Source organism: Streptomyces sp. NPDC050549, assembly GCF_040655035.1.
GTDB lineage: Bacteria > Actinomycetota > Actinomycetes > Streptomycetales > Streptomycetaceae > Streptomyces.
The window spans coordinates 188,637-210,836 of record NZ_JBFAJD010000003.1; the positions used below are offsets into that span (position 1 = coordinate 188,637).

At 70.0% G+C, this 22,200-nt stretch carries 19 protein-coding genes and 1 pseudogene; 5 read left to right on the top strand and 15 right to left on the bottom strand.

Annotated features, from left to right (window positions below):
- Positions 1-109: 109 nt before the first annotated feature.
- Complete coding sequence (locus AB0I51_RS06965; protein WP_362972213.1) at positions 110-745, bottom strand: TetR/AcrR family transcriptional regulator; 636 nt, start codon at positions 743-745, stop codon at positions 110-112.
- 174 nt (positions 746-919) lie between these two features.
- Between AB0I51_RS06965 and AB0I51_RS06970 the strand changes: the two genes are divergently transcribed.
- From AB0I51_RS06970 to atzF, 4 genes are read left to right on the top strand one after another with little or no spacing between them, the layout of a single operon-like run.
- Positions 920-1,744 carry an urea amidolyase associated protein UAAP1 gene (locus tag AB0I51_RS06970; protein WP_362972215.1) on the top strand — a complete coding sequence of 275 codons (825 nt, stop codon included), beginning with the start codon at positions 920-922 and terminating at the stop codon, positions 1,742-1,744.
- Entirely contained in the window at positions 1,741-2,358 is a 618-nt protein-coding gene (locus AB0I51_RS06975; RefSeq protein WP_362972217.1) for an urea amidolyase associated protein UAAP2, read from the top strand. The genes AB0I51_RS06970 and AB0I51_RS06975 overlap by 4 nt, the downstream gene beginning before the upstream one ends.
- Complete coding sequence (locus AB0I51_RS06980; protein ID WP_362972219.1) at positions 2,355-5,864, top strand: 5-oxoprolinase/urea amidolyase family protein; 3,510 nt, start codon at positions 2,355-2,357, stop codon at positions 5,862-5,864. The genes AB0I51_RS06975 and AB0I51_RS06980 overlap by 4 nt, the downstream gene beginning before the upstream one ends.
- A 20-nt stretch (positions 5,865-5,884) precedes the next feature.
- On the top strand, positions 5,885-7,537 hold the full coding sequence (gene atzF / locus AB0I51_RS06985; RefSeq protein ID WP_362972221.1) for an allophanate hydrolase: 1,653 nt from the start codon (positions 5,885-5,887) through the stop codon (positions 7,535-7,537).
- Positions 7,538-7,608: 71 nt separating this feature from the next.
- Here atzF and AB0I51_RS06990 read toward each other — a convergent pair whose 3' ends face one another.
- From AB0I51_RS06990 to AB0I51_RS07040, 11 genes are all read right to left on the bottom strand, one after another.
- Complete coding sequence (locus tag AB0I51_RS06990) at positions 7,609-10,473, bottom strand: DEAD/DEAH box helicase (RefSeq protein ID WP_362972223.1); 2,865 nt, start codon at positions 10,471-10,473, stop codon at positions 7,609-7,611.
- Positions 10,474-10,559: 86 nt separating this feature from the next.
- The gene (gene tatC / locus AB0I51_RS06995; RefSeq protein ID WP_362972225.1) at positions 10,560-11,522 is read right to left on the bottom strand and encodes a twin-arginine translocase subunit TatC; all 963 of its coding nucleotides are present in this window, start codon (positions 11,520-11,522) and stop codon (positions 10,560-10,562) included.
- Positions 11,523-11,570: 48 nt separating this feature from the next.
- The gene (tatA, locus tag AB0I51_RS07000; protein WP_200715025.1) at positions 11,571-11,852 is read right to left on the bottom strand and encodes a Sec-independent protein translocase subunit TatA; all 282 of its coding nucleotides are present in this window, start codon (positions 11,850-11,852) and stop codon (positions 11,571-11,573) included.
- A 260-nt stretch (positions 11,853-12,112) separates the two neighbouring features.
- Positions 12,113-12,307: a hypothetical protein gene (locus tag AB0I51_RS07005; RefSeq protein WP_362972228.1), complete on the bottom strand. Its 195-nt coding sequence runs from the start codon at positions 12,305-12,307 to the stop codon at positions 12,113-12,115.
- A 19-nt stretch (positions 12,308-12,326) separates the two neighbouring features.
- Complete coding sequence (locus AB0I51_RS07010) at positions 12,327-12,587, bottom strand: hypothetical protein (protein WP_317884110.1); 261 nt, start codon at positions 12,585-12,587, stop codon at positions 12,327-12,329.
- 47 nt (positions 12,588-12,634) lie between these two features.
- Positions 12,635-13,660 (bottom strand): WYL domain-containing protein, encoded by a 1,026-nt coding sequence (locus AB0I51_RS07015; protein ID WP_362972230.1) that lies wholly within the window; start codon positions 13,658-13,660, stop codon positions 12,635-12,637.
- Positions 13,661-13,679: 19 nt separating this feature from the next.
- A complete protein-coding gene (locus AB0I51_RS07020) occupies positions 13,680-14,657 on the bottom strand; it encodes a WYL domain-containing protein (RefSeq protein WP_362972232.1) in 978 nt (325 codons plus the stop codon).
- Positions 14,658-14,787: 130 nt separating this feature from the next.
- Positions 14,788-15,159 (bottom strand): FKBP-type peptidyl-prolyl cis-trans isomerase, encoded by a 372-nt coding sequence (locus tag AB0I51_RS07025; RefSeq protein WP_362972234.1) that lies wholly within the window; start codon positions 15,157-15,159, stop codon positions 14,788-14,790.
- A gap of 93 nt (positions 15,160-15,252) precedes the next feature.
- Positions 15,253-16,266, bottom strand: coding sequence for an FKBP-type peptidyl-prolyl cis-trans isomerase (locus AB0I51_RS07030; RefSeq protein WP_362972236.1), 1,014 nt, complete (start codon positions 16,264-16,266; stop codon positions 15,253-15,255).
- Between the two features lie 141 nt (positions 16,267-16,407).
- Positions 16,408-17,769 carry a Pup--protein ligase gene (pafA, locus tag AB0I51_RS07035; protein WP_362972238.1) on the bottom strand — a complete coding sequence of 454 codons (1,362 nt, stop codon included), beginning with the start codon at positions 17,767-17,769 and terminating at the stop codon, positions 16,408-16,410.
- Positions 17,770-17,778: 9 nt separating this feature from the next.
- Positions 17,779-19,032, bottom strand: coding sequence for an MFS transporter (locus tag AB0I51_RS07040; RefSeq protein ID WP_362972240.1), 1,254 nt, complete (start codon positions 19,030-19,032; stop codon positions 17,779-17,781).
- A gap of 104 nt (positions 19,033-19,136) precedes the next feature.
- On the opposite strand from AB0I51_RS07040, the gene AB0I51_RS07045 reads away from it, so the two are divergent.
- The gene (locus AB0I51_RS07045; protein ID WP_362972242.1) at positions 19,137-20,153 is read left to right on the top strand and encodes a LacI family DNA-binding transcriptional regulator; all 1,017 of its coding nucleotides are present in this window, start codon (positions 19,137-19,139) and stop codon (positions 20,151-20,153) included.
- A gap of 76 nt (positions 20,154-20,229) precedes the next feature.
- On the opposite strand, the gene prcA is transcribed toward AB0I51_RS07045, so the two are convergent.
- The 3 genes and pseudogenes from prcA to AB0I51_RS07060 form a co-directional block, all read right to left on the bottom strand.
- Entirely contained in the window at positions 20,230-20,982 is a 753-nt protein-coding gene (prcA, locus tag AB0I51_RS07050) for a proteasome subunit alpha (protein ID WP_019066115.1), read from the bottom strand.
- Positions 20,983-21,051: 69 nt separating this feature from the next.
- Positions 21,052-21,897 (bottom strand): proteasome subunit beta, encoded by an 846-nt coding sequence (gene prcB, locus AB0I51_RS07055; RefSeq protein ID WP_362972244.1) that lies wholly within the window; start codon positions 21,895-21,897, stop codon positions 21,052-21,054.
- Positions 21,849-22,040: pseudogene (locus AB0I51_RS07060) on the bottom strand (endonuclease domain-containing protein); the annotation flags it as partial. The gene prcB and the pseudogene AB0I51_RS07060, both read right to left, overlap by 49 nt.
- Positions 22,041-22,200 lie beyond the last annotated feature (160 nt).

Below are 22,200 nucleotides of genomic sequence, written 5' to 3' on the forward strand. Positions count from 1 at the left end.
TAGCGCCACTGCTCGAATACGGCAAGTGACGGCGAACGGGCGTGCGGAAATCACTCACCGCAAGGAGTGAAGCCCCGATTCCGGCCCTGGTTCCGGCCGGGTTTCCGGCTCAGATCCCCGCGATACGCAGCGCCGCGTCGGCCGTCGCCTCCGCGAAGGCGGACACCGGCCGCTCGGGGTCGGAGCGGTGCACGAGGATGACGCCCTCGATGAGCCCGAACAGCAGATCCGTGCGGAGTTCCAGCTCACTCTTGGCGAGCGCCCCGCCCGCGGTGGTCGCGGCCAGCAACTGCCGGTAGGCGTCCTTGAGTTCGGCGCGTACGGCATGGAAGCCGGCGAAGCGTTCGGCGCGTACCTCGGGCAGCAGATAGAGCCCACCGAGGTTGTGCGAGCCGCCGCACAGCAGCTCGACGTCGGTGCGGCACAGCTCCCACAGCCGGTCCTCGGCCGGGGTGGTGTCGTCCGCGAGGAGTTCCCGGGCGCAGGTCAGCGAGGGTGTGACCGTGGACTCCAGGAGGTCCGCGAGGAGTTCCTCCTTGCCGGAGACGTAGTGGTACATGGACGCCTGCCGCATGCCCGCGAGTTCGGCTACGGCCCGGGTGGTGGTGGCCGCGTAGCCGCGGGTGGTGAACAACTCGGCCGCGGCGGCGAGCAGTTCGGCACGCGGGGACAGTCCGCTGTCCGGCCGCTGATCGGCCCGCGGCCTGCCTACCCGGCGGCCCCCCTGTGCACCCGTTGTCCCCATGCGTTCGATCCTCGCACACGGCACCGCCCCGCAAACGCCCAGTGATCTTGGTGAGGGCTCGGTAACCGACCGGCAACACCCGGGCAACCCCGGCGACCCGGCCGCCTCCTAATTTCTGTCGAGCGACAGAAATGTCGTACGACCGAGACGTCCCCGCAGCCGGAGGTCCCCGCGATGGCGACAGCGACCACTTACGGAGCCCGCGCCCATGCCCGCGCCCAGGAGGGCACACACGCCGAGGCCATGCCCGTCGTCCCCGCCGCCGACTGGCCGGCACCGCCCTGCGAGGCGGGCCACCTGGTGTGGGCCGAGACCGTCGCGGGCGGCAACTACACGCACCGCGTCCTGGCCCGCGGCACCGAACTCCGTCTGACCGACCTGCGCGGCGACGCCTGCGCCCACCTGCTCCTCCACGCGGCCGACCGCCCCTGGGAGCGCCTGAACGTCGCGGACACGGTCAAGGTCCAGTGGAACGCCTATCTCGGCGAGGGCCAGCTCCTCCTCTCCGACCAGGGCCGTGTCCTCGCGTCCCTCGTCGCCGACACCTCCGGCCGCCACGACGCTCTGTGCGGCACCTCCACGCTCGTCCGCAACACCGGGCGCTACGGCGACGGCACCCCGCAGTCCGACTCCCCCGCCGGCCGCGAACTGTTCAAGCTCGCCGCCGCCAAGAACGGCCTCGAACCCCGCGATCTCCCGCCCTCGCTCTCCTTCTTCCAGGGTGTCGAGGTCCGCGACGACGGCTCCCTGGACTTCACCGGCTCTACCGGCCCCGGCGGCAGCGTGACCCTGCGCGCCGAGCAGGACGTGACCGTACTGATCGCGAACGTGCCCCACCCGGCGGACCCGCGCGACGACTACGTCAGCACCCCGCTGGAGGTACTCGCCTGGCGCGCCGAGGCCACCGGACCGGGCGACCCGCTGTGGGAGGCCACGCCCGAGGGCCGCCGCGCCTTCCTCAACACCACCGAATTCCTTGCCGCGAGGGGGCTCATATGAAGACCGCGACCGTACCCGCCCGCGCCGCCTGGTCCGCCGTCGTCCGCACCGGCGAGACCCTCACCATCACCGACCTGCACGGCAACCAGGCCGTCGACTTCCTCGTCTACGACGCCCACGACACGTCAATCCGATACAGCTCCCCCGACACCATCCACGCCCAGGGCGGCATCTTCCTGACCACCGGCAGCGTGCTGATGTCCAACGAGCACACCCCGCTGATGACCGTCACCGCCGACGAGGTCGGCCGGCACGACACGGTCGGCGGCGCCTGCTCCAAGGAGTCCAACACCCTGCGCTACGGCCACCACACCTGGTCCCAGCACGCGTGCGTGGACAACTTCCTCGCCGAGGGCGCCAAGTACGGCCTGGGGAAACGGGACTTGGTCTCCAACATCAACTGGTACATGAACGTGCCGGTCGAGAAGGACGGCACCCTCGGCATCGTCGACGGCCTCTCCGCACCGGGCCTGAAACTGACCCTGCGCGCCGAACGCGACGTCCTGGTCCTGGTCTCCAACTGCCCCCAGATCAACAACCCTTGCAACGGCTTCGAGCCGACGGCCGTGGAGATGACGATCGTTGGGGCCGCCTCCCAAGGGGACCCCGCATGAGCTTCGACACGCTGCTGATCGCCAACCGGGGCGAGATCGCCGTCCGCATCATCCGCACCGCCCGCGAACTCGGCCTGCGCACAGTCGCCGTGTACTCCGACGCCGACCGAGCCGCACCCCACGTACGGCTCGCCGACGAGGCGGTACGGCTCGGCCCGGCGCCCGCGAAGGAGTCGTACCTCGACGCCGATCTGGTCCTGAAGGCGGCCAAGGACACCGGCGCGGGCGCGATCCACCCCGGCTACGGCTTCCTCTCGGAGGACGCGGCCTTCGCCCGGCGCTGCGAGGACGCCGGAATCGTGTTCGTGGGCCCGACACCCGCGCAACTGGAGCTGTTCGGCGCCAAGCACACGGCACGGGCGGCGGCCGAGGCGGCGGGCGTCCAACTCGCTCCGGGCACAGGCCTGTTGGCGGACCTGGCCGAGGCACTCGCCCAAGCCGCACGCATCGGCTACCCCGTCATGCTCAAGGCGACCGGCGGAGGCGGCGGCATCGGCATGTCGGCCTGCCACTCCGCCGACGAACTGACCGAGGCCTGGGAGCGCGTGCAGCGCGTCGCCGCCGCCTCCTTCTCCTCCGCCGGCGTCTTCCTGGAACGCCTCGTCGAACACGCCCGCCACGTCGAGGTACAGGTCTTCGGCGACGGCGAGGGCGGCGTCGTCACCTTCGGCGACCGCGACTGCTCCCTCCAGCGCCGCAACCAGAAGGTGGTCGAGGAGGCGCCGGCTCCGGGCCTGCCCGACCACGTACGCGCCCAACTCACTGCGAGCGCCCGCGACTTGTGCGCCTCGGTCGGCTACCGCTCCGCCGGAACCGTCGAGTTCGTCTACGACGCCCGACGCGAGGAGGCCTACTTCCTGGAGGTCAACACCCGCCTCCAGGTGGAACATCCGGTCACCGAGGAGATCTACGGCGTCGACCTGGTCGCCTGGATGCTGCGCCTGGCGCGCGGCGAGCGGGACGTCGTCCGCGCCCCGGGCAGCCCGCGCGGTCACGCCGTCGAGGCCCGCGTCTACGCCGAGGACCCCTCCCGCGAACACCGGCCCAGCGCGGGCCTGTTGACCCGCGTCGAGTTCCCGCACGGCGTGCGCGTGGACGGCTGGGTGGAGACCGGCACCGAGGTGACGACGTCGTACGACCCGATGCTCGCGAAGGTCATCGCGTACGGCTCCGACCGCGCCCACGCGCTCCAGCGGCTCGACGAGGCGCTGGCCCGCACCCGCGTGGACGGCATCGAGACGAACCTGGGCCTGGTCCGGGCGGCGCTCGCCGAGCCGGACTTCCGTACGGCCGCCCACTCCACGGCGACCCTCGCCACCGTCACCGACCCCACGCCCCGCATCGAGATCGTCGCCGGCGGCACCCTCACCACGGTCCAGGACTGGCCCGGCCGCACCGGCTACTGGCAGGTCGGCGTCCCCCCGTGCGGCCCGATGGACGACCTCTCCTTCCGCCTCGGCAACCGCGCGCTCGGCAACGACGAAGGCACGCCCGGCCTCGAATGCACGCTCCAGGGACCGACGTTGAGGTTCACGCACGGCACCACGGTGTGTGTGACGGGCGCCCCGGCACCGGTGACGGTCGACGGCGTTCCGGTCCCGCAGTGGGAGCCTGTGACGGTCGCTGCCGACGCGGTCCTGGAGATCGGCGCACCGGCCGAACACGGCCTGCGGACCTACGTGTTGTTCGCGGGCGGCCTGGACGTACCCGCCTTCCTCGGCAGTGCGAGCACCTTCACCCCGGGCCGCTTCGGCGGCCACGGCGGCCGGGCGCTGCGCACCGGTGACGTCCTGCACGGCGGCACGCTCACCGAGGGCACACCGGTACCACCCGCCGACCGCCCGGACTTCGGCACCGTATGGAACGTGGCCGCGGCCGAAGGGCCGCACGCGGCACCGGAGTTCTTCACCGAGGACGACATCCACGACTTCTACGCGGCCGACTGGAAGGTCCACTTCAACTCGGCCCGCACAGGCGTCCGTCTGGTCGGCCCGAAGCCGCGCTGGGCCCGCACCGACGGCGGCGAGGCGGGCCTGCACCCGTCCAACATCCACGACACCCCGTACTCGGTCGGCGCGGTCGACTACACGGGCGACATGCCGGTACTCCTCGGCCCCGACGGCCCGTCCCTCGGCGGCTTCGTCTGTCCCGCGACGGTGATCAGCCAAGAGCGTTGGAAACTGGGCCAGTTCAGGCCCGGCGACACGGTCCGCTTCCTCCCGGTGAACGTGGACGGTTCGTCCCGCCCATCCATCGTGGACGGCGGAATACTCGCCAGGGACGGAGACGTCACCTTCCGCCGCAGCGGCGACGACAACCTCCTGGTCGAATTCGGCCCCATGCAGCTGGACCTGGCGCAGCGCATGCGCGTCCACGCCCTGATGGAGGCGGTGTCGGAGGCAGCCTTGGACGGAGTCACCGACCTCACCCCCGGCATCCGCTCCCTCCAGATCCAGACGGACCCGGCCCGCCTGCCACAGTCCGAACTCCTCACCGCCGTAAGGGAAATAGCGGAGGCCCTGCCGCCGACCGACCAGTTGATCGTTCCCTCCCGCACGGTCCACCTCCCCCTCTCCTGGGACGACCCGGCGACCCGCGAGGCCATCGCCCGCTACATGGCGGGCGTCCGCGACGACGCCCCCTGGTGCCCCTGGAACATCGAGTTCATCCGCCGCGTCAACGGCCTGGACTCGGTCGAGGACGTCTACGGCACGGTCTTCGACGCCGAATACCTCGTACTGGGCCTGGGAGACGTCTACTTGGGCGCCCCGGTGGCCACGCCTCTGGACCCGCGCCACCGCCTGGTCACCACCAAGTACAACCCGGCCCGCACCTGGACGGCGGAGAACTCGGTCGGCATCGGCGGCGCGTACCTCTGCGTCTACGGCATGGAGGGCCCCGGCGGCTACCAGTTCGTGGGCCGTACGACCCAGGTGTGGTCGGGCTGGCAGCAGCGCGGCGCGTTCGAACCGGGCTCGCCCTGGCTGCTGCGCTTCTTCGACCGGATCAAGTGGTACCCGGTGGAGGCGGACGAACTGCTCGAACTCCGGGCCGACATCATCTCCGGCCGCTTCGTCCCGCGGATCGACGAGGGCACGTTCTCGCTTGCCGAGTACGAGGCATTTCTGGCCGAACACGCCAAATCCATCGCGGAGTTCAGGGCCCGGCAGCAGACGGCGTTCGGCGCGGAACGCGATGCGTGGGAGGCGGCGGGCGAGTTCACCCGGGCCGAGGCGGCAGCCGCCCCGGCACCACCGCAGGCCGAGGTGACGGTCCCGGTCGGCGGACGTCTGGTCGAGGCCGAATTCGCCGCCTCCGTCTGGCAGTTGAACGTAGAACCCGGGGACGAGGTGACCGCCGGCCAACCCCTCCTGGCCCTGGAGGCGATGAAGATGGAATCCAGGGTCCACGCCCCGATGGCCGGCGTCGTGGCCGAGATCCTGGCCAGGCCCGGCGACCAGGTCGAAGCGGGCACGGCGCTCCTCGTCCTCGCCCCCGCAAGCTGAACAGCAAGGAGCACCAGGAGATGTCGACCACCGTGTCCCGAGTCCGCGCCGCCTACGCCCGCATCGAGGCCACAGACCGCCCCGAGATCTGGATCGACCTGCGCCCACAGCCGGAGGTCGAGCAAGAGGCACGGGCGATCGACGAGCGAGTGGCAGCGGGTGAGCAACTCCCCCTCGCGGGACGCCTGTTCGCGGCCAAGGGCAACATAGACGTACAGGGCGTGCCCACGACGGCGGGCTGCCCGGCGTACGCCTACGAGCCGGAGACGGACGCCCCGGTGGTGGCCCGCCTCCGCGCGGCCGGCGCGATCGTGCTCGGCACCACGAACCTCGACCAGTTCGCCACCGGCCTGGTGGGCACCCGCTCCCCGTACGGCGCGGTCCGCAACGCCCACGACCCGGCGCGGATCAGCGGCGGCTCCAGCGCCGGTTCGGCGGTCGCCGTGGCCCTGGGCATCGTCGACTTCGCGCTCGGCACCGACACGGCGGGCTCGGGCCGGGTTCCCGCCGCTTTCAACGGCATCGTCGGCCTCAAGCCCACCCGGGGCCTGGTCCCGACGACGGGAGTCGTGCCGGCCTGCGCCTCGATCGACTGCGTGACGGTCTTCGCCCGCACCCTCCCGGAGGCGGAACAGGCCCTGTCCTTCATGGCCTCCCCGCCGGACCGCGACCTCCCGCCCTTCCCCCAGCGCGCACCGGGCCCATGGCGCATCGCGGTAGCGGCACGCGAACAGCTCGGCGAACTGGACGAGGGCTGGGCAGAGGCCTACGAGGCAGCGGTGGAGCAGCTCAGGGCTACGGGCGCCGAGATCCGCACCCTCGATCTCACCCCCTTCACGGAAGCGGCGGCGATGCTCTACCAGGGCGCGTTCGTGGCCGAGCGCTATACAGCGGTGGGGAGCTTTATCGACAAGGCAATCGCAGACGGCATCGAGGGCCTGGACCCCACCGTCACCGGCATCATCACCCGGGCCCGGGACATCCCGGCCCACCAGCTCTATGCCGACCAGGAACGCCTGGCGGCCCTCCGCGCCCGAGCCCTGTCGGAACTGGCCGACGCGGACGCCCTGTTGCTCCCGACCACACCCGGCCACCCCACCCTGGCCGAGGTCGCGTCCGATCCCCTGGGGGCCAACGCCCGCCTGGGCCGCTTCACCAACTCCACGAACCTCTTCGACCTGGCGGCGGTGGCAGTCCCTTCGGGCAAGGTGAACGAACTGCCCTTCGGCGTCATGCTGATCGGCCCGGCCTTCACGGACGACCGCCTGGCACAGATCGCACGCGCCTTGGAGCCGACGGTCCAACTGGCCGTCGTAGGAGCCCACTTGACGGGCCAGCCCCTGAACCCCCAACTCCTGTCCCTGGGCGCCCGTTTGGACCGCAGGACGACAACGGCTCCGGTGTACCGCCTGCACGCCCTGGCGACGACCCCACCCAAGCCTGGCCTGGTGCACGTGGGTGAGGGCGGAGCGGAGATAGAGACGGAGGTGTGGCGCCTACCAGCAGAGGGTCTGGGCAAGCTGCTGGCAGGACTCCCCCGCCCGATGACGCTGGGAAGCGTGGAGTTGGCGGACGCCACGAGGGTGCCGGGCTTCCTGTGCGAGCCGAGTGCGCTGTCCGACGCAGACGACATCACGAACTACGGTTCCTGGCAAACTTACGTGAACCGGTAGTCCTTCAGGGGCGCGGGGAACTGCGCGACCAGCCCCCACGGCACGCGCACCCGCACCCGCCAACAAACCCGTCACCCCACCGACGAGTAGGCCACAACCCCCCGCAGCAACAGATCAACCGCCTTACGCGCATTCTTCGCCACGGTCGAAGTCGCCTCCCCACCGGAAACCGGCGCCGCCGCCGAAATCTGCCCCAGCACATCGATCACCTGCTTGCACCACCGAACAAAGTCCCCGGCCGGCATCTCCACCTCCCGCAGCACCTCGTCCAGCCCCTTCCCACTGGCCCACATGTACGCGGCCCAGGCGAAGCCGAGATCAGGCTCGCGCTGCCCGACCCCTTCGGTCTGCGTGATCCGGAAATCCTCCTCAAGGGCGTCAAGGCGCCCCCAGATCCGCACCATCGCCCCCAGCGCGGCCTTGGCCGCCCCGGACGGCACCTTCGGCGTCGTGGCGTCGTCACTGACCCGCGCCTCGAACACCAACGCCGAGACGCACGCGGCGAGTTCGGCGGGCGCGAGCCCCTCCCAGACCCCCTCGCGCAGACATTCACTGGCGAGCAGGTCGAGTTCGCCGTACAGCCGGGCCAGCCGCTTGCCGTGCTCGGTGACCTCGTCGCCGCGCAGATAGTCCAGCTCGGTGAGGAGCGCGACGATCCGGTCGAAGGTCCGGGCGATGGTGTTGGTCCGCCCCTCGATGCGTCGCTCCAACTGCGTGGTGTCCCGCTGCAGCCGATGGTACCGCTCGGCCCAACGGGCATGGTCCTCACGGTCGTTGCAGCCGTGACAGGGGTGTGCGCGGATCGCCGTACGCAACTGGGCGATCTCGCGGTCGTCGGCGGCCTGCGAGCGCTGCTTGCGGGCGCGCTCCGGCGGGATGTGCCCGGCCTTGCTGCGCAGCGCGGAGGCCAGGTCCCGACGGGACTGCGGGGAACGGGGGTTGAAGGACTTCGGGATCCGCATCCGGTCCAGGGCCTCGACGGGCACCGGGAAGTCCATCGACGCGAGCCGCTTGACCTGCCGTTCGACGGTCAGGACGAGCGGACGCGGGCCGTCGTGCTGCTCGAAACCGCGGTGGCCGTTGGACCGTCCGGCGGGCAGGCCCGGGTCCAACACCAGTGCCAGGCCCGCGTACTTGCCGGTCGGGACGTGGATGACGTCTCCCGGCTTGAGCTTCTCCAGGGCCACGGCGGCCTCGGCGCGCCGTTGTGCCACACCCTGCCGGGCGAGCTCGGTCTCGCGGTCCTTGAGCTCGCGACGCAGCCGCATGTAGTCGTCGAAGTCGCCCAAGTGGCAGGTCATGGACTCCTTGTAGCCTTCCAGCCCCTCCTCGTTGCGCTGCACCTGCCGGGAGATCCCGACGACCGACTTGTCAGCCTGGAACTGCGCGAAGGAGGTCTCGAGGAGTTCGCGCGAGCGGTGCCGCCCGAACTGCTCGACGAGGTTGACCGCCATGTTGTACGAGGGCTTGAAGCTGGAGCGCAGCGGATACGTACGCGTACCGGCCAGTCCCGCAAGGTGCTCGGGACTGATCCCGCGCTGCCACAGCACGACGGCGTGGCCCTCGACATCGATGCCGCGCCGACCGGCACGACCGGTCAACTGCGTGTACTCGCCCGGGGTGATGTCCGCGTGCTGCTCGCCGTTCCACTTGACGAGCTTCTCCAACACCACCGAGCGCGCGGGCATGTTGATGCCGAGCGCCAGGGTCTCGGTGGCGAACACGGCCTTCACGAGGCCGCGCAGGAACAGCTCCTCGACGACCTCCTTGAACGTCGGCAGCATGCCCGCGTGGTGGGCCGCGATACCGCGCTCCAGGCCTTCCAACCACTCGTAGTACCCGAGGACATGCAGGTCCTCGGACGGGATGGACGCCGTGCGCTCCTCTACGAGGGCGCGCACCTTCGCCCGCGCCTCGTCGTCGTTGAGCCGCAGCCCGGCGTACAGACACTGCTGTACGGCGGCCTCGCAGGCGGCGCGGCTGAAGATGAACGTGATGGCGGGCAGCAGGCCTTCGTTGTCCAGCCGCTCGATGACCTCGGGCCGGCCCGGTGTCCACACCCGCGAACGCGATCTGCGCTCGCGCTCCCGGTCGGCCTCGCGCATGGCACGGCCGCGTCTGCGGTCCTGGTAGGAGGGGCGCTGGGCCTCCATGCGGGCCAGGCGGGCGAGGTCGGGATTGACGGCCTTCTTGTTGCCCTCGCCCTCCTCGAAGAGGTCGTACATCCGCCGCCCGGCGAGTACGTGCTGGAACAGCGGTACCGGCCGGTGCTCGGAGACGATCACCTCGGTGTCGCCGCGGACGGTGTCGAGCCAGTCGCCGAACTCCTCCGCGTTCGACACGGTGGCCGAGAGCGAGACCAGGGTCACCGACTCGGGGAGGTGGATGATCACCTCTTCCCAGACGGCACCGCGGAAGCGGTCGGAGAGGTAGTGCACCTCGTCCATGACCACATAGCCGAGGCCGAGGAGGGTCTGCGAACCGGCGTACAGCATGTTCCGCAGGACCTCGGTGGTCATCACGACAACCGGTGCCTCGGAGTTGACACTGTTGTCGCCGGTGAGCAGGCCGACCTTGTCCGCGCCGTAACGGCGGCACAGGTCGGCGTACTTCTGGTTGGACAGTGCCTTGATGGGGGTCGTGTAGAAGCACTTCTTGCCCTGCTGGAGGGCGAGGTGGACGGCGAACTCGCCGACGATCGTCTTGCCGGAGCCGGTGGGCGCCGCGACCAGGACGCCCTTCCCCGCTTCGAGCGCCTTACAGGCCTCGATCTGGAAGGGGTCGAGACCGAAGTCGTACATCTCGCGGAAGTCCGCGAGCGCGGTGGCCTGCTCGGCTGCCCGCAGGCGGGCTGCCGCGTACCGCTCGGCCGGGGAGAGGTCCTCTGTCATCGTGCTTTCGAGCGTACCGGGCGCCACTGACAACAGGACGATCATTATCCGTTCCCATAGGTCCTCCACACGCCGAGACCGGCCGCCCGCGCTGCGGGAACGGCCGGTCTCGGCGGAGGTCGGGAAGGCGATCAGGTCACGTCGTCATACCCGTTGACCCGGTCCGAACCTGTGCCGCTCGCCTGCTCGGGCAGGGCTGCCCGGCCGGCCGAGACGGCTTCGACGTCGCCGATGTCCTCGGGGGTGAGGTCCAGGTCGGAGGCCTCGTCGTCGGCCGGTCCCGCCGCGTCCCGGCGACGCTTGCGCCGGTCGTTGAGCAGCGAGAAGAGGACCGCGCCGAAGTACAGCACCCAGATCGGCCCGGCCAGCGCCAGCATGGTCAGGGGGTCGGTGCTGGGGGTGGCGACGGCTGCGAAGACCGTGATGCCGAGGATCATGGCGCGCCACCAGCCGAGCATCCGCTTGCCCGTCAGCGCACCGGTGAGGTTCAGCATGATCAGCAGCAGCGGCAGCTCGAAGGAGAGGCCGAAGACCAGCACCATGCGCGTGACCAGGTCGAGCAGGTCGTCGAGCGGCAGCAGGTTGTTGACATCCTTCGGCGTGAAGCCGAGCAGGACCTTCGCGGTGGTGGGCAGCACCCGGTAGGCGAAGTAGGCGCCCGCGAGGAAGAGCGGAACGCCGGTGCCGACGAAGCCGAGCGCGTACTTCTTCTCGTTCTTGTGCAGGCCCGGGGCGACGAAGCCCCAGAGCTGGTACAGCCAGACCGGGGACGCCAGGACGACGCCGGCCATCAGGGACACCTTCAACGCCAGTGTGAACGGCGTCAGCAGACCGTTGATGGTGATCTGCGCGCATTGGTGGGACTTGTCGCCGGCCTTCCGCAGTTCCTCGAAGGTCGAGGCGCAACCGACCGAGTCCAGCACCGGCTTGGTGATGATGTTGACGATGTCGTTGTAGAAGAAGGCGGCCACGCAGGTCACCACGATGATGGCGAGCATCGCCTTCGCGAGCCGGTTGCGCAGCTCACGCAGATGGTCCGCGAGGGGCATCCGCCCCTCGGGGTCCTTCTCCTTCTTGCGGGCAGACTTGGGCAACCCACGTCCTCATCTCGTGCGGCGGACCGGGGGCGTCCCGGCCCTGCGTCAGCGCTTGGTCGTGTCCGACGGCTCGGTGACGGGGCGCGAGCTGGTCACGTCGCCGGGGGCCGCCTGGATGGTGCGCTGCACGGGCTCGTCGGTGTTCGGCGGGCCGGCGGGGGCGGGCGTGCTGTTGCCCTCCTCCTTCATCGCCTTGGCCTCGCTCTTGAGGATGCGGGCGGACTTGCCGAGGGAGCGGGCCATGTCCGGAAGCTTCTTCGCGCCGAAGAGCAGCACGATGACGACGAGGATGAGAATGATCTCGGGAGCTCCGAGCCTTCCGAACATAAGTCTTTACCTTCTCACCGAGGCGGCTGGGGTGGGGGTGCTGTCCGATCGGTCGGACACATGTCCGACGTTCGTGCTGCCAGCGATCGTAACGCTCAGGGGTAAACGTCAGGCAATCCCCGTGCGTACTCCCGGTCCGCGCTCCGGGCCTCGTTATCCGGACCGCGATCAGCAGCGTACCCGCCCCGGGCGACTACGTGACAGGGCAAAGTGACGCGAAGCGCATCAGGCGCGCAACTCACACCCCACGCATACGTGACTCACAGTGCGTCGACGGAACGGGCCGTGGAGACGGCCGCCCGTTCAAGGTCCTCGGCCGCTCTGTTGATGCGCTGCGCGGCGTCCGTGACCTGCAGTCCGAGCCGCCGCGCCTCCAGAAACACCCGGACGGCGAGCACGCCGAGCACGGCGAGACCCAGAAAACCCACAGCTACCGCGACCATCGCCCAGAACATGGGGCGAGCCTAGACCCTGCTACCCGACGGACGTCAGGCGCAGGGTCCTGACCCCGCCGCCGGTGAGCAGCTCGACGATCCGCTCGCCTGCGGGCTTGCGGACCGCGGCGCCGCAGTCGGGGCAGGTGAAGGAGTAGAAGGTGGTGCGGCTGGTGGCGCCGATGGCGAGGCGCAGGGCGCTCGCCGCCAGTTCGAAGTTGCCCCGGCAGTCCGGGCAGCCCGCTCTGAACACCACGGGCATCACGTTCTTCATCCCGGCGAACGCGGCGGCCACCGTCATCTCCGGAACACCGGAGACGCCCGGGACACCCGACATCGTCGACTCACTCACAGCCCCTGCTCCTGCCTGTCGTCAACACCGTGCACACCGTCAACCACGCTCTGCGGTCCGTCGTACGCCGCCAGCGCCTCGCGGGCCGCGCGGCGGGCGCTGTCGGCGAGATCGCTCGGGGAGACGATCCGGCCGTCGCGCCCGAGCCGCAGGGCCAGGCGTCTCAGGGACGTCGGGTCGGGGGTGCGCAAGGTAATACGCAGCCCGCCGTCGGGAAGCTCATCGGCACTGTCGTGCGGGTAGTACTCGGCGACCCAGCGTCCGCCCGGGCCGACCTCGACGACGACCTCTGGGTCCTCGGCGGCGGGCTGCACCAGCGCCTCCGACAGGTCCCGCAGCTCGATCTCGGGCGGTGCGGACGGTTCGTCGAGGATCTTGATCTCGGCGACCCGGTCGAGACGGAAGGTGCGGCGCGCCTCGGAGCGGCGGCACCAGGCCTCCACGTAGGTGTGCCCGACGCTGACCAGGCGGATGGGGTCGATCTCGCGCTCGGACAGCTCGTCGCGGGCGGGCGAGTAGTAGCGGATCCACAGGCGGCGGCGCTCCGAGATCGCGCGGTCGACGTCCGCGAAGACACCGCCCTCGGACTCGAAGGTCACCGAAAGACGGGCGCTGGCCCCGGCCGCCTCACCGGCCGCCGCCTCCAGCTTGGCGTTGGCCCGCAGCAGTGCCTGCCGGTCGCTCTCGCGCAGACCCGGCAGCGTCGACACCGCGCGGGCGGCCACCAGGAGGGCCGTCGCCTCGTCGGCGGCGAGCCGGAGCGGTTCGGCGACGTCGTCCGGGTTGTGCCACCAGATGCGGTCGCCGTCGGTGTCGATGTCGAGCAGATCGCCGCCCCGGAAGCTGGTCCCGCACATGGGCAGTACGTCGAGGTCGGAGACCAGCTCGTCCTCGGTGATCCCGAAGGCACGCGCCACGTCCTCGACGCGGGCTCCGGGGCGCTCCTTCAGATAGGTCACCAGGGAGAGCATCCGCCTGGTCTGGTCGATGGCGTTGACGGGCCTGACCGGTTTGCCTGCCACAGTTCTCTTCCGCTCCCCCTCAGCCCTTGGCCACGGCACGCAGCCGGTCCACCACGTCGGCCCGCAGCTCGGCGGGCTCCAGGACGACCACGTCCGGCCCGAACTCGACCAGCCAGGCGTCCAGTCCGTGGCCGTACGGAATCTCCAACTCGTCCCAGCCGTCCCCGAGTTCCCGAACCGCCGTGGCTTTCGCGCGCAGGGGGTACCCGGAGCCGGTGCGCAGCCGGATCAGGGCGGAGCGGTCGGCGGTCTCCCCCGCCCAGCTCGCGACGGTCTCGCGCACGGTCACCACATCGGGGATGTCCGCGGTGAACCGCCCGTTGCGCGAGCGCACCTTCCCGGTGATCCGGGAGAGGCGGAAGACGCGTTCGGCACCCCGGTCCCGGTCCCAGCCGGCGAGGTACCAGTGGCCGCGCCAGCACTCGAGGGCCCACGGCTCGACGCTGCGGGTCTCGGGGCGGGCGGCGGTCGCCTTGCGGTACTCGAACACGACCGGCCGGCGGTCGCGGCAGGCCAGCATCAGCGGCTCGAACGACGCCTCGTGCACCGGAATCCGCGGCTCCAGGGCGCCGTGCGGCTCGTAGGGGTCGAGATCCTCGGGCATTCCGGCGGCGCGCAGTTTCTGCAGGGCGCCGCTGGCCGCGCCGGCGAGCCGGGCCTGCTGCCACACCTTCGCGGCGAGACCGAGGGCGGCGGCCTCCTCGGCGTCGAGGGTGATGGGCGGGAGGCGGTTGCTGTCGCGGCGGGCGAGATAGCCGACCTCGCCGTCCAGATTCTCCACCGTCTCGATGACCAGCCCGAGTTCGCGCAGATCGTCCTTGTCGCGCTCGAACATCCGGTTGAAGGAGTCGTCGCTGCCCGCTGCACCATTTCCCGGCCTGACGGCCTCGACGTACGCCTCGATGGAATCCCGCAGCTCACGCTTGCTGAGCGGCCGCCGGGTCCCGAGCAGACACAGCGCGAGGTTCATCAGCCGCTCGGCCTTGGCAATGGCCATCGACGCCCTTCGCCTTCCTCTGTACTTACGAACGATGACCGTACCGCCCCACGACGGCCCGGCAAAAGCCGAGGGCCCATGCCCGAGCAGGCATGGGCCCCAGGTGATCGGGTCCGGTCGGATCCGGTGATCAGACGGCGACGAGGTCGACCACGAAAATCAGGGTCTCGCCCGGCTTGATCGCCGGGGTCGGGCTCTGGTTGCCGTAGGCGAGGTGCGCCGGGATGGTCAGCTGGCGACGGCCGCCGACCTTCATGCCCTGCACGCCCCGGTCCCAGCCCTTGATGACACGGCCGCCACCGAGCGGGAACTTGAACGGGGTGCCGCGGTTCCAGCTGGCGTCGAACTCCTCGCCGGTGCTGAAGGCCACGCCCACGTAGTGGACGGTGACGTTCTGGCCCGCCTGCGCGACCTCGCCGTCACCCTCCCACAGGTCCTTGATCTCCAGGTCCGCCGGGGGTGCGCCCTCCGGGAAGTCGATCTCGGGCTTCTCGATGCTCACGTCTCTAGCTCCTGCTTGTGTACGACAAGACAACTCGGACAGTCTCGCATCCCGGCCGCGCTCGTGCGTCGGCCAGGCTCTTCACGCGCGGGACTACATCGCCGCCAGGATGTCGACCGAGAAGACCAGGGTCTCGCCCTTCTTGATGGTGCCGCCAGTCGGCGGGGTGTCGCCGTAGGCCAGGGCCGGGGGCGCGACGATCAGGACGCGGCTGCCGACCTTCTTGCCGGTGACCCCCTGGGCCAGGCCCTTGACGACCGACTCCATCTGCGAGATCGCGAACTGGCTCAACCGGCCCTGGGAGTACGTCGATTCGAACTGCTTGCCGGTGCTCCAGACCACGCCCTCGAACTGGCACAGGATCGTCTGGGACGCCTTGACGACGGCTCCGTCGCCCTCCAGGACGTAGTTCGACACCAGCTTCTTCGGCGGGTCCACCTTCGGGACGGTGACCGAGGGGGCCTTGCCGTCGGTGTTCGTACCCACCTTGGGCAGCGCGGAGTCGGACTGGGCGACGGCCTTGCCCTTGGCGGAGCTCTTGATGTTGAAGGCGTCCTGCACGTCGATCACGAAGACGAGTGTGTCGGTGCCCTTGATGCCCGCCTGGCTGTTGCCCGTCGTGCCGTATCCCCAGGTCGGCGGGATGGCCATCTCGACGCGGCTGCCGACCTTGCGGCCCGCGAGGCCGTAGCGCCAGCCGTCGATGATGCTGCCCTGGGCGAGCTGGATGACCAACGGGGTCTTGCGGTCGTAGGAGTTGTCGAAGACCTTGGCCGTCGACCAGATCTGGCCCAGGTAGTTGACCTGGACGAAGTCGCCCTCCGCGACGGCCTTGCCGCTGCCCGCGATGACCGTCTTGACGGCGAGGTTCTTCGACGGTTCGCCGGTGCCCTTGGCGACGGTCGGCTTCTCGTCGAACTTCGTGCCCGCGGTGATCGCCGGCACCGGACCGTCGACGACCTTCGGCGGCGGCACGGTCGAGGCCGAGGCGGACGGCGACGGGGAAGGCGACGCGCTGGCCTTGCTTGAGGAGGAATCGCTGTCTCCGCACCCCGCGATCGTCACGAGTCCTGCGGGAACAGCGATGAGAAGGGAGCGTCGGCGCACGGTGAAGGCCTCGTATCGGTCGATCTTGTTGATGGCGTGCGCGCAACTCTACGGCGTGGCACGGGCCCCGTACGTGAAACGTACGGGGCCCGTGTGGCGTACCGAATATGTATCCGGACGTCGGTATCCGGATGTTTTCGTCTACATTCCGGCGATCAGTTTCTCCACCCGGTCGTCCACGGAACGGAACGGGTCCTTGCACAACACGGTGCGCTGCGCCTGGTCGTTGAGCTTGAGATGGACCCAGTCGACGGTGAAGTCCCGCCGCTGTTCCTGGGCCCTGCGGATGAAGTCGCCGCGGAGCCGTGCCCGAGTGGTCTGCGGCGGAACCGACTTGCCCTCGAAGATCTTCAAGTCGTTGCAGATCCGGGCGGCTTGGCCCTTCCTCTCCAGGAGGTAGTAGAGCCCTCGGCGACGGTGGATGTCGTGGTACGCGAGGTCGATCTGCGCGACCCGCGGGTGGGACATGGTCATGTTGTGCTTGGCGCGGTACCGCTCGATCAGCTGGTACTTCATGACCCAGTCGATCTCGGTGCCGATCCGGTCGAGGTCCTCGGCCTCGATCGAGTCGAGCACCCGGCCCCAGAGTTCGAGGACCTGCTCGACGGTGCCGGTGCGGATGCCCCGGCGCTCGCAGAAGTCCACGGCCTTCTCGTAGTACTCGCGCTGCACCTCCAGCGCGGAGGCCTCCCGGCCGCTGGCCAGACGCACCTTGCGCCGGCCCGTGATGTCGTGGCTCACCTCGCGGATCGCCCGGATCGGGTTCTCCAGGGTCAGGTCACGCATCACCGTGCCCGCCTCGATCATGCGCAGCACCAGGTCGGTGGCGCCGACCTTGAGCAGCATGGTCGTCTCGGACATGTTCGAGTCGCCCACGATGACGTGGAGACGGCGGTAGCGCTCGGCGTCCGCGTGCGGTTCGTCGCGGGTGTTGATGATGGGCCGGGAGCGCGTCGTCGCCGAGGAGACGCCCTCCCAGATGTGTTCGGCGCGCTGGCTGACGCAGTACACGGCGCCGCGCGGGGTCTGCAGTACCTTGCCCGCGCCGCACAGCAGCTGACGCGTGACCAGGAACGGGATGAGGATGTCCGCGAGCCGGGAGAACTCGCCGTGCCGTGCCACCAGATAGTTCTCGTGGCAGCCGTACGAGTTGCCCGCCGAGTCGGTGTTGTTCTTGAAGAGGTAGACGTCGCCCGCGATTCCTTCCTCGTGCAGGCGTCGTTCGGCGTCCACCAGGAGTCCTTCGAGAATGCGCTCGCCGGCTTTGTCGTGGGTGACCAGTTCGGTCAAGTTGTCACATTCGGGGGTCGCGTATTCCGGATGTGAGCCCACGTCGAGATAGAGCCGGGCGCCGTTTCGCAGAAAGACATTGCTGCTGCGGCCCCATGACACGACACGGCGGAAGAGGTACCGAGCCACCTCGTCGGGAGACAGACGTCGCTGTCCCCTGAACGTACACGTGACGCCGTACTCGTTCTCCAGCCCGAAAATGCGGCGGTCCATGAGTGAACATTACGCCCGATCCCCTGTGCTGAAACGGGGTTCGACCGCACGGTTTGGATCATTTTCCGATGAAGCCGCAACGACCGCTCCCCCGGCGGGAGCTGCGAGGACCCGCCCGGTGGCCAGCAGGACCAGCAACGACACCGCCCCGGCGACCCCCGGCACGGCGAACCCCCACAGGGCCCCACCGGCCTCTACGACCGGCCCCGCGACGCCCGTTCCGACCGACGCTCCCACGGTGAACGTCGTCACAAGCCAGGAGAAAGCCTCGGTGACCGTCCCCTTCGGGGCATGCCGGTCCACGATGATGAACGCACAGGCGAGGGCGGGCGCGAGGAACACCCCGGCGAGCACGGTCAGCAGCACCATGGCGACCGCGCCCGGCATGAGCATCAGCGGCAGGTAACACACCGCCAGGAGCCCCACCAGGACCCTCAGTCGGCGCTCGGGCACCCCGCTCCACTGCCGCGCCCCGTAGACCGTCCCGCCCAGCAGCGCGCCGAGGCCGATCGCCGCCATGAGCCATCCGTAGACCACGTCACCGCCGTGCCCGTCCGCGTACGGCACGGAGGCGACCGTGATGGACCCGAGCGCCATCCCGACGAACAGGAAGGCGCCCAGCAGCGCCAGCAGCCCCGGCGAGCGCAGGGCGCCCAGCCAGTGCGCGGCACGCGGAGCCGACCGCCACGCGCGCGAGGGCGGCGACACGACCACGGAGAGGGCGCCCAGCACCCCGATGACGTTCAGCACGAGCAGCGCCACCGGGGCGGACCACAGCGACACGAACACCGTCACGAGCAACGGCCCCACGGTGAACATGACTTCCTGCGCCACGGCGTCCATCGCGTACGCCGTGTGCACCTGCTCCTCCCGGCGCAGCACGTTCGGCCACAGGGCTCGCAGACCGCCTTCCAGGGGTGGCGCGAAGAGGCCGGCGGCGGCCACCGCGACGTAGGCGGACGGGAGAGGATCGGTGCCCCGGCAGGCGAAGACGGTCATCGCGAGGGCCGACAGGATCGCGGCGGGGAGCTGCACCCGCGGCTGTCCGTGGACGTCCACCAGCCGGCCGAGGAGGGGCTGCCCGACCGCGTTGGCGACGCCGTAGACGGCCGCCAGTGCTCCGGCGAGGCTGTAGGTGCCGCCCTCGGCGCGGACGAACAGCACGATCGCGATCGCGGCGGTGGCGTTCGGCAGCCGGCCGACCAGCGTGCCTATGAGCAGGCGAGTGGCGTGTCTCGCCCTGAGGATCTCCAGATATCCCACGGCCCTGCCCCACCCTCACGTTTTACGTATAACTTCCACGGTCATACGTACCATGTGGCCTGTCACGAGTCCAGACGGAGCCCAGCCGAAGGAGCAGCCCCACGGTGGCACGAGGCAGCACCCGCCCCACCAGCCGCGACGTCGCCCAGGCCGCGGGGGTGTCACAGGCCGCCGTCTCGCTGGTGCTCGGCGACAAGTGGCGGGGCCGGGTCTCGGAGACCACCGCCGAACGCGTCCGCGAGGCCGCGCGCGACCTGGGCTACCGTCCCAACCTCGCCGCCCGCAACCTCCGCCTGGGCCGCACCCGCACCGTCCTCCTGGTCGTCCCGGCGCTGACCACGGAGTTCTTCGCCGGCGTCTACACCGGCGCCGCCCGGGTCGCCGGCGAACACGGCTTCGGCGTGGTCCTCTATCCCTCCCCCGAGGGCATCGGCCCCGCCCGCGACCCCTTCGCCTCCGCGCAGGCCGCCCTGGACGGCGTCATCGCCTCCTCCATGGCCGCCGACGCCCTCACCGCCATCCGCGGCGACCAGCTGCCCCTGGTGATGCTCGACAGCGACCCGGAGGGCAGCCTCGGCGCCGCGACCGTCAACCTCGACATCGCCGACGGCGTCCGCCAGGTCGCCGAGCATCTGCTGGCCCTGGGCCACCGCCGCTTCCTCCACCTCGCCGCGGACATCCCGTCCTGGACCTTCGAGGTACGCGCGCGTGAACTGGCGACAAGGGTCGGCAAGTTCGAGGGCACCACGATCCGTACGGCCCGCGCCCCCATCTCGATCGAGGGCGCCCTGACCGCCGCCGAGGCCGCCCTCTCGGCACCGGGTCCCCGGCCCACCGCCCTGGTCTGCGACGACGACAAACTCGCCGCCGGCGCCTACAAGGCCGCCCGCCGCCTCGGTCTGCGCATCCCGGAGGACGTGTCGGTCACCGGCCTGGACGACCTCGCCCTGGCCACCGCCCTCGACCCGGAGCTGACCACGGTCCGCCTCGACGCCGAACTCTTCGGGGAACACGGCATGCGCGCCCTCCTGGCGGTCCTGGACGGCCGCGTGCCGGAGGAGGGGGACATCCCGGTGGAACTGGTCGTACGTGGTTCCACGGCGCCGCCTGGCGGCCCCTGAGGCCCCGCTACGCCCGTGCGCCCCGGCCGAAGACGGCCGGGGCGCACGAAGGGTTGTGCGAGGGACGAACGCCGAATCACTTCTCGGCGTCGTCCTCGCCGTCGTCGTCGGACTCCGACGAGGCGTCCGCGCTCTCGCCGAGCAGCCGGGACAGCTCGCCGCCGACGATCCGCTTGAACTTTCGGGCCTGCGGGCGGGTGCGGTCCAGCACCGCGACCTCCAGGCGCTCGGCGGGGATCTCCCGCTCGCTGCCGTTCGTGTCACGGGACAGGGACTGCACTGCCAGCTTGAGCGCCTCCGCGAGGGTCATGCCGTCGCGGTGCCGCTGGTCCAGATAGCTGCTGATCGTCTCCGCGTTGCCGCCGACCGCGACCGAGCCGTGCTCGTCCACGATCGAACCGTCGTGCGGCAACCGGTAGATCTGGTCACCGTCGGAGGTGTCCCCGACCTCCGCGACGACCAGCTCCACCTCGTACGGCTTCTCGGCCGCACTGGAGAAGATCGTGCCGAGCGTCTGGGCGTAGACATTGGCGAGACCGCGGGCGGTCACGTCCGCACGGTCGTAGGTATAACCGCGCATGTCGGCGTAGCGCACGCCGCCGATCCGCAGGTTCTCGTACTCGTTGTATTTTCCGGCGGCCGCGAACCCGATCCGGTCATAGATCTCGCTGAACTTGTGCAGCGCACGGGACGGGTTCTCGCCGACGAAGACGATGCCGTCGGCGAACTGCAGCACGACCAGGCTGCGGCCACGGGCGATGCCCTTGCGGGCGTACTCCGCCCGGTCGGCCATGGCCTGCTGGGGTGAGACATAGAACGGCGTCGACACCGGTATCCGTCCCTCTCTTTAAAGTTCCGTCGAAGTCACTGGATCACCTTGATGAGAACGGGCCCGCGGTCAGAGCAGCGCGGCGCGCGGGCCGTCGGGCTGCTGCAGTCGCCGCTCCAGGATCGAGGCGGCGATCTCGGAGGACTCGTCGTCGGTGAGCCGACGGAAGCCGTCCTCGGTGATCACGGTGACGATCGGGTAGATCCGGCGGGCCACATCGGGACCACCGGTCGCCGAGTCGTCGTCAGCGGCGTCGTAGAGGGCCTGCACCACGAGGGTCGTGGCCTCGGACTCGGTCAGTCCGTCGTGGAAGAGCTTCTTCATGGCGCTGCGGGCGAAGACCGAGCCGGAGCCGGTGGCCGCGTAGCCGTTCTCCTGGGAACGGCCGCCCGTCACGTCGTAGGAGAAGATGCGGCCGACGCCACGGTCCACGTCGAAGCCGGCGAAGAGCGGGACCACGGCCAGGCCCTGCATGGCCATGCCGAGGTTGGAACGGATCATGGTGGACAGCCGGTTCGCCTTGCCCTCCAGGGAGAGTTGGGCGCCTTCGACCTTCTCGAAGTGCTCCAGCTCCAGCTGGAAGAGCCTGACCATCTCGACCGCGAGGCCGGCGGTGCCGGCGATGCCGACGGCCGAGTACTCGTCCGCCGGGAAGACCTTCTCGATGTCCCGCTGCGCGATGACATTGCCCATGGTGGCCCGTCGGTCACCGGCGAGCACCACGCCGCCGGGGAACGTGACGGCGACGATGGTCGTGCCGTGCGGGGCCTCGACGACGCCCTGGGTGGGCGGCAGTTGCCGGTTGCCCGGGAGCATGTCCGGCTGGTGGTCGGAGAGGAAGTCCATGAAGGACGACGACCCGGGCGTCAGGAAGGCAGATGGTAGACGCCCGGTGCTACGAGTGTTGGCTTCCACGAGGATCCTTCCAAGTAGGCGGCAGCCCGACGAACAGCGTCGGGATCATCTCCCAACTTGCCGATGGCCGAATTGCAGTTGAAGCACAGTACGCAACGGACCCTACCCGTCTGATGGCAGTGATCCACATGAACGGCAGAGGCATTCCCATACTGCTTCGAACCCGGTCGGCGCTCCCTGAATCGCACACGATTCGCGCGCTCGAAAGCGAAGACTGCGTGCGGCTTGGCCTCGCCGCACCGCACGCAGCACCTCAGTTTCGACTCGGTCGCCACCACGCCACCCCGTTCACCTTCGAACCGA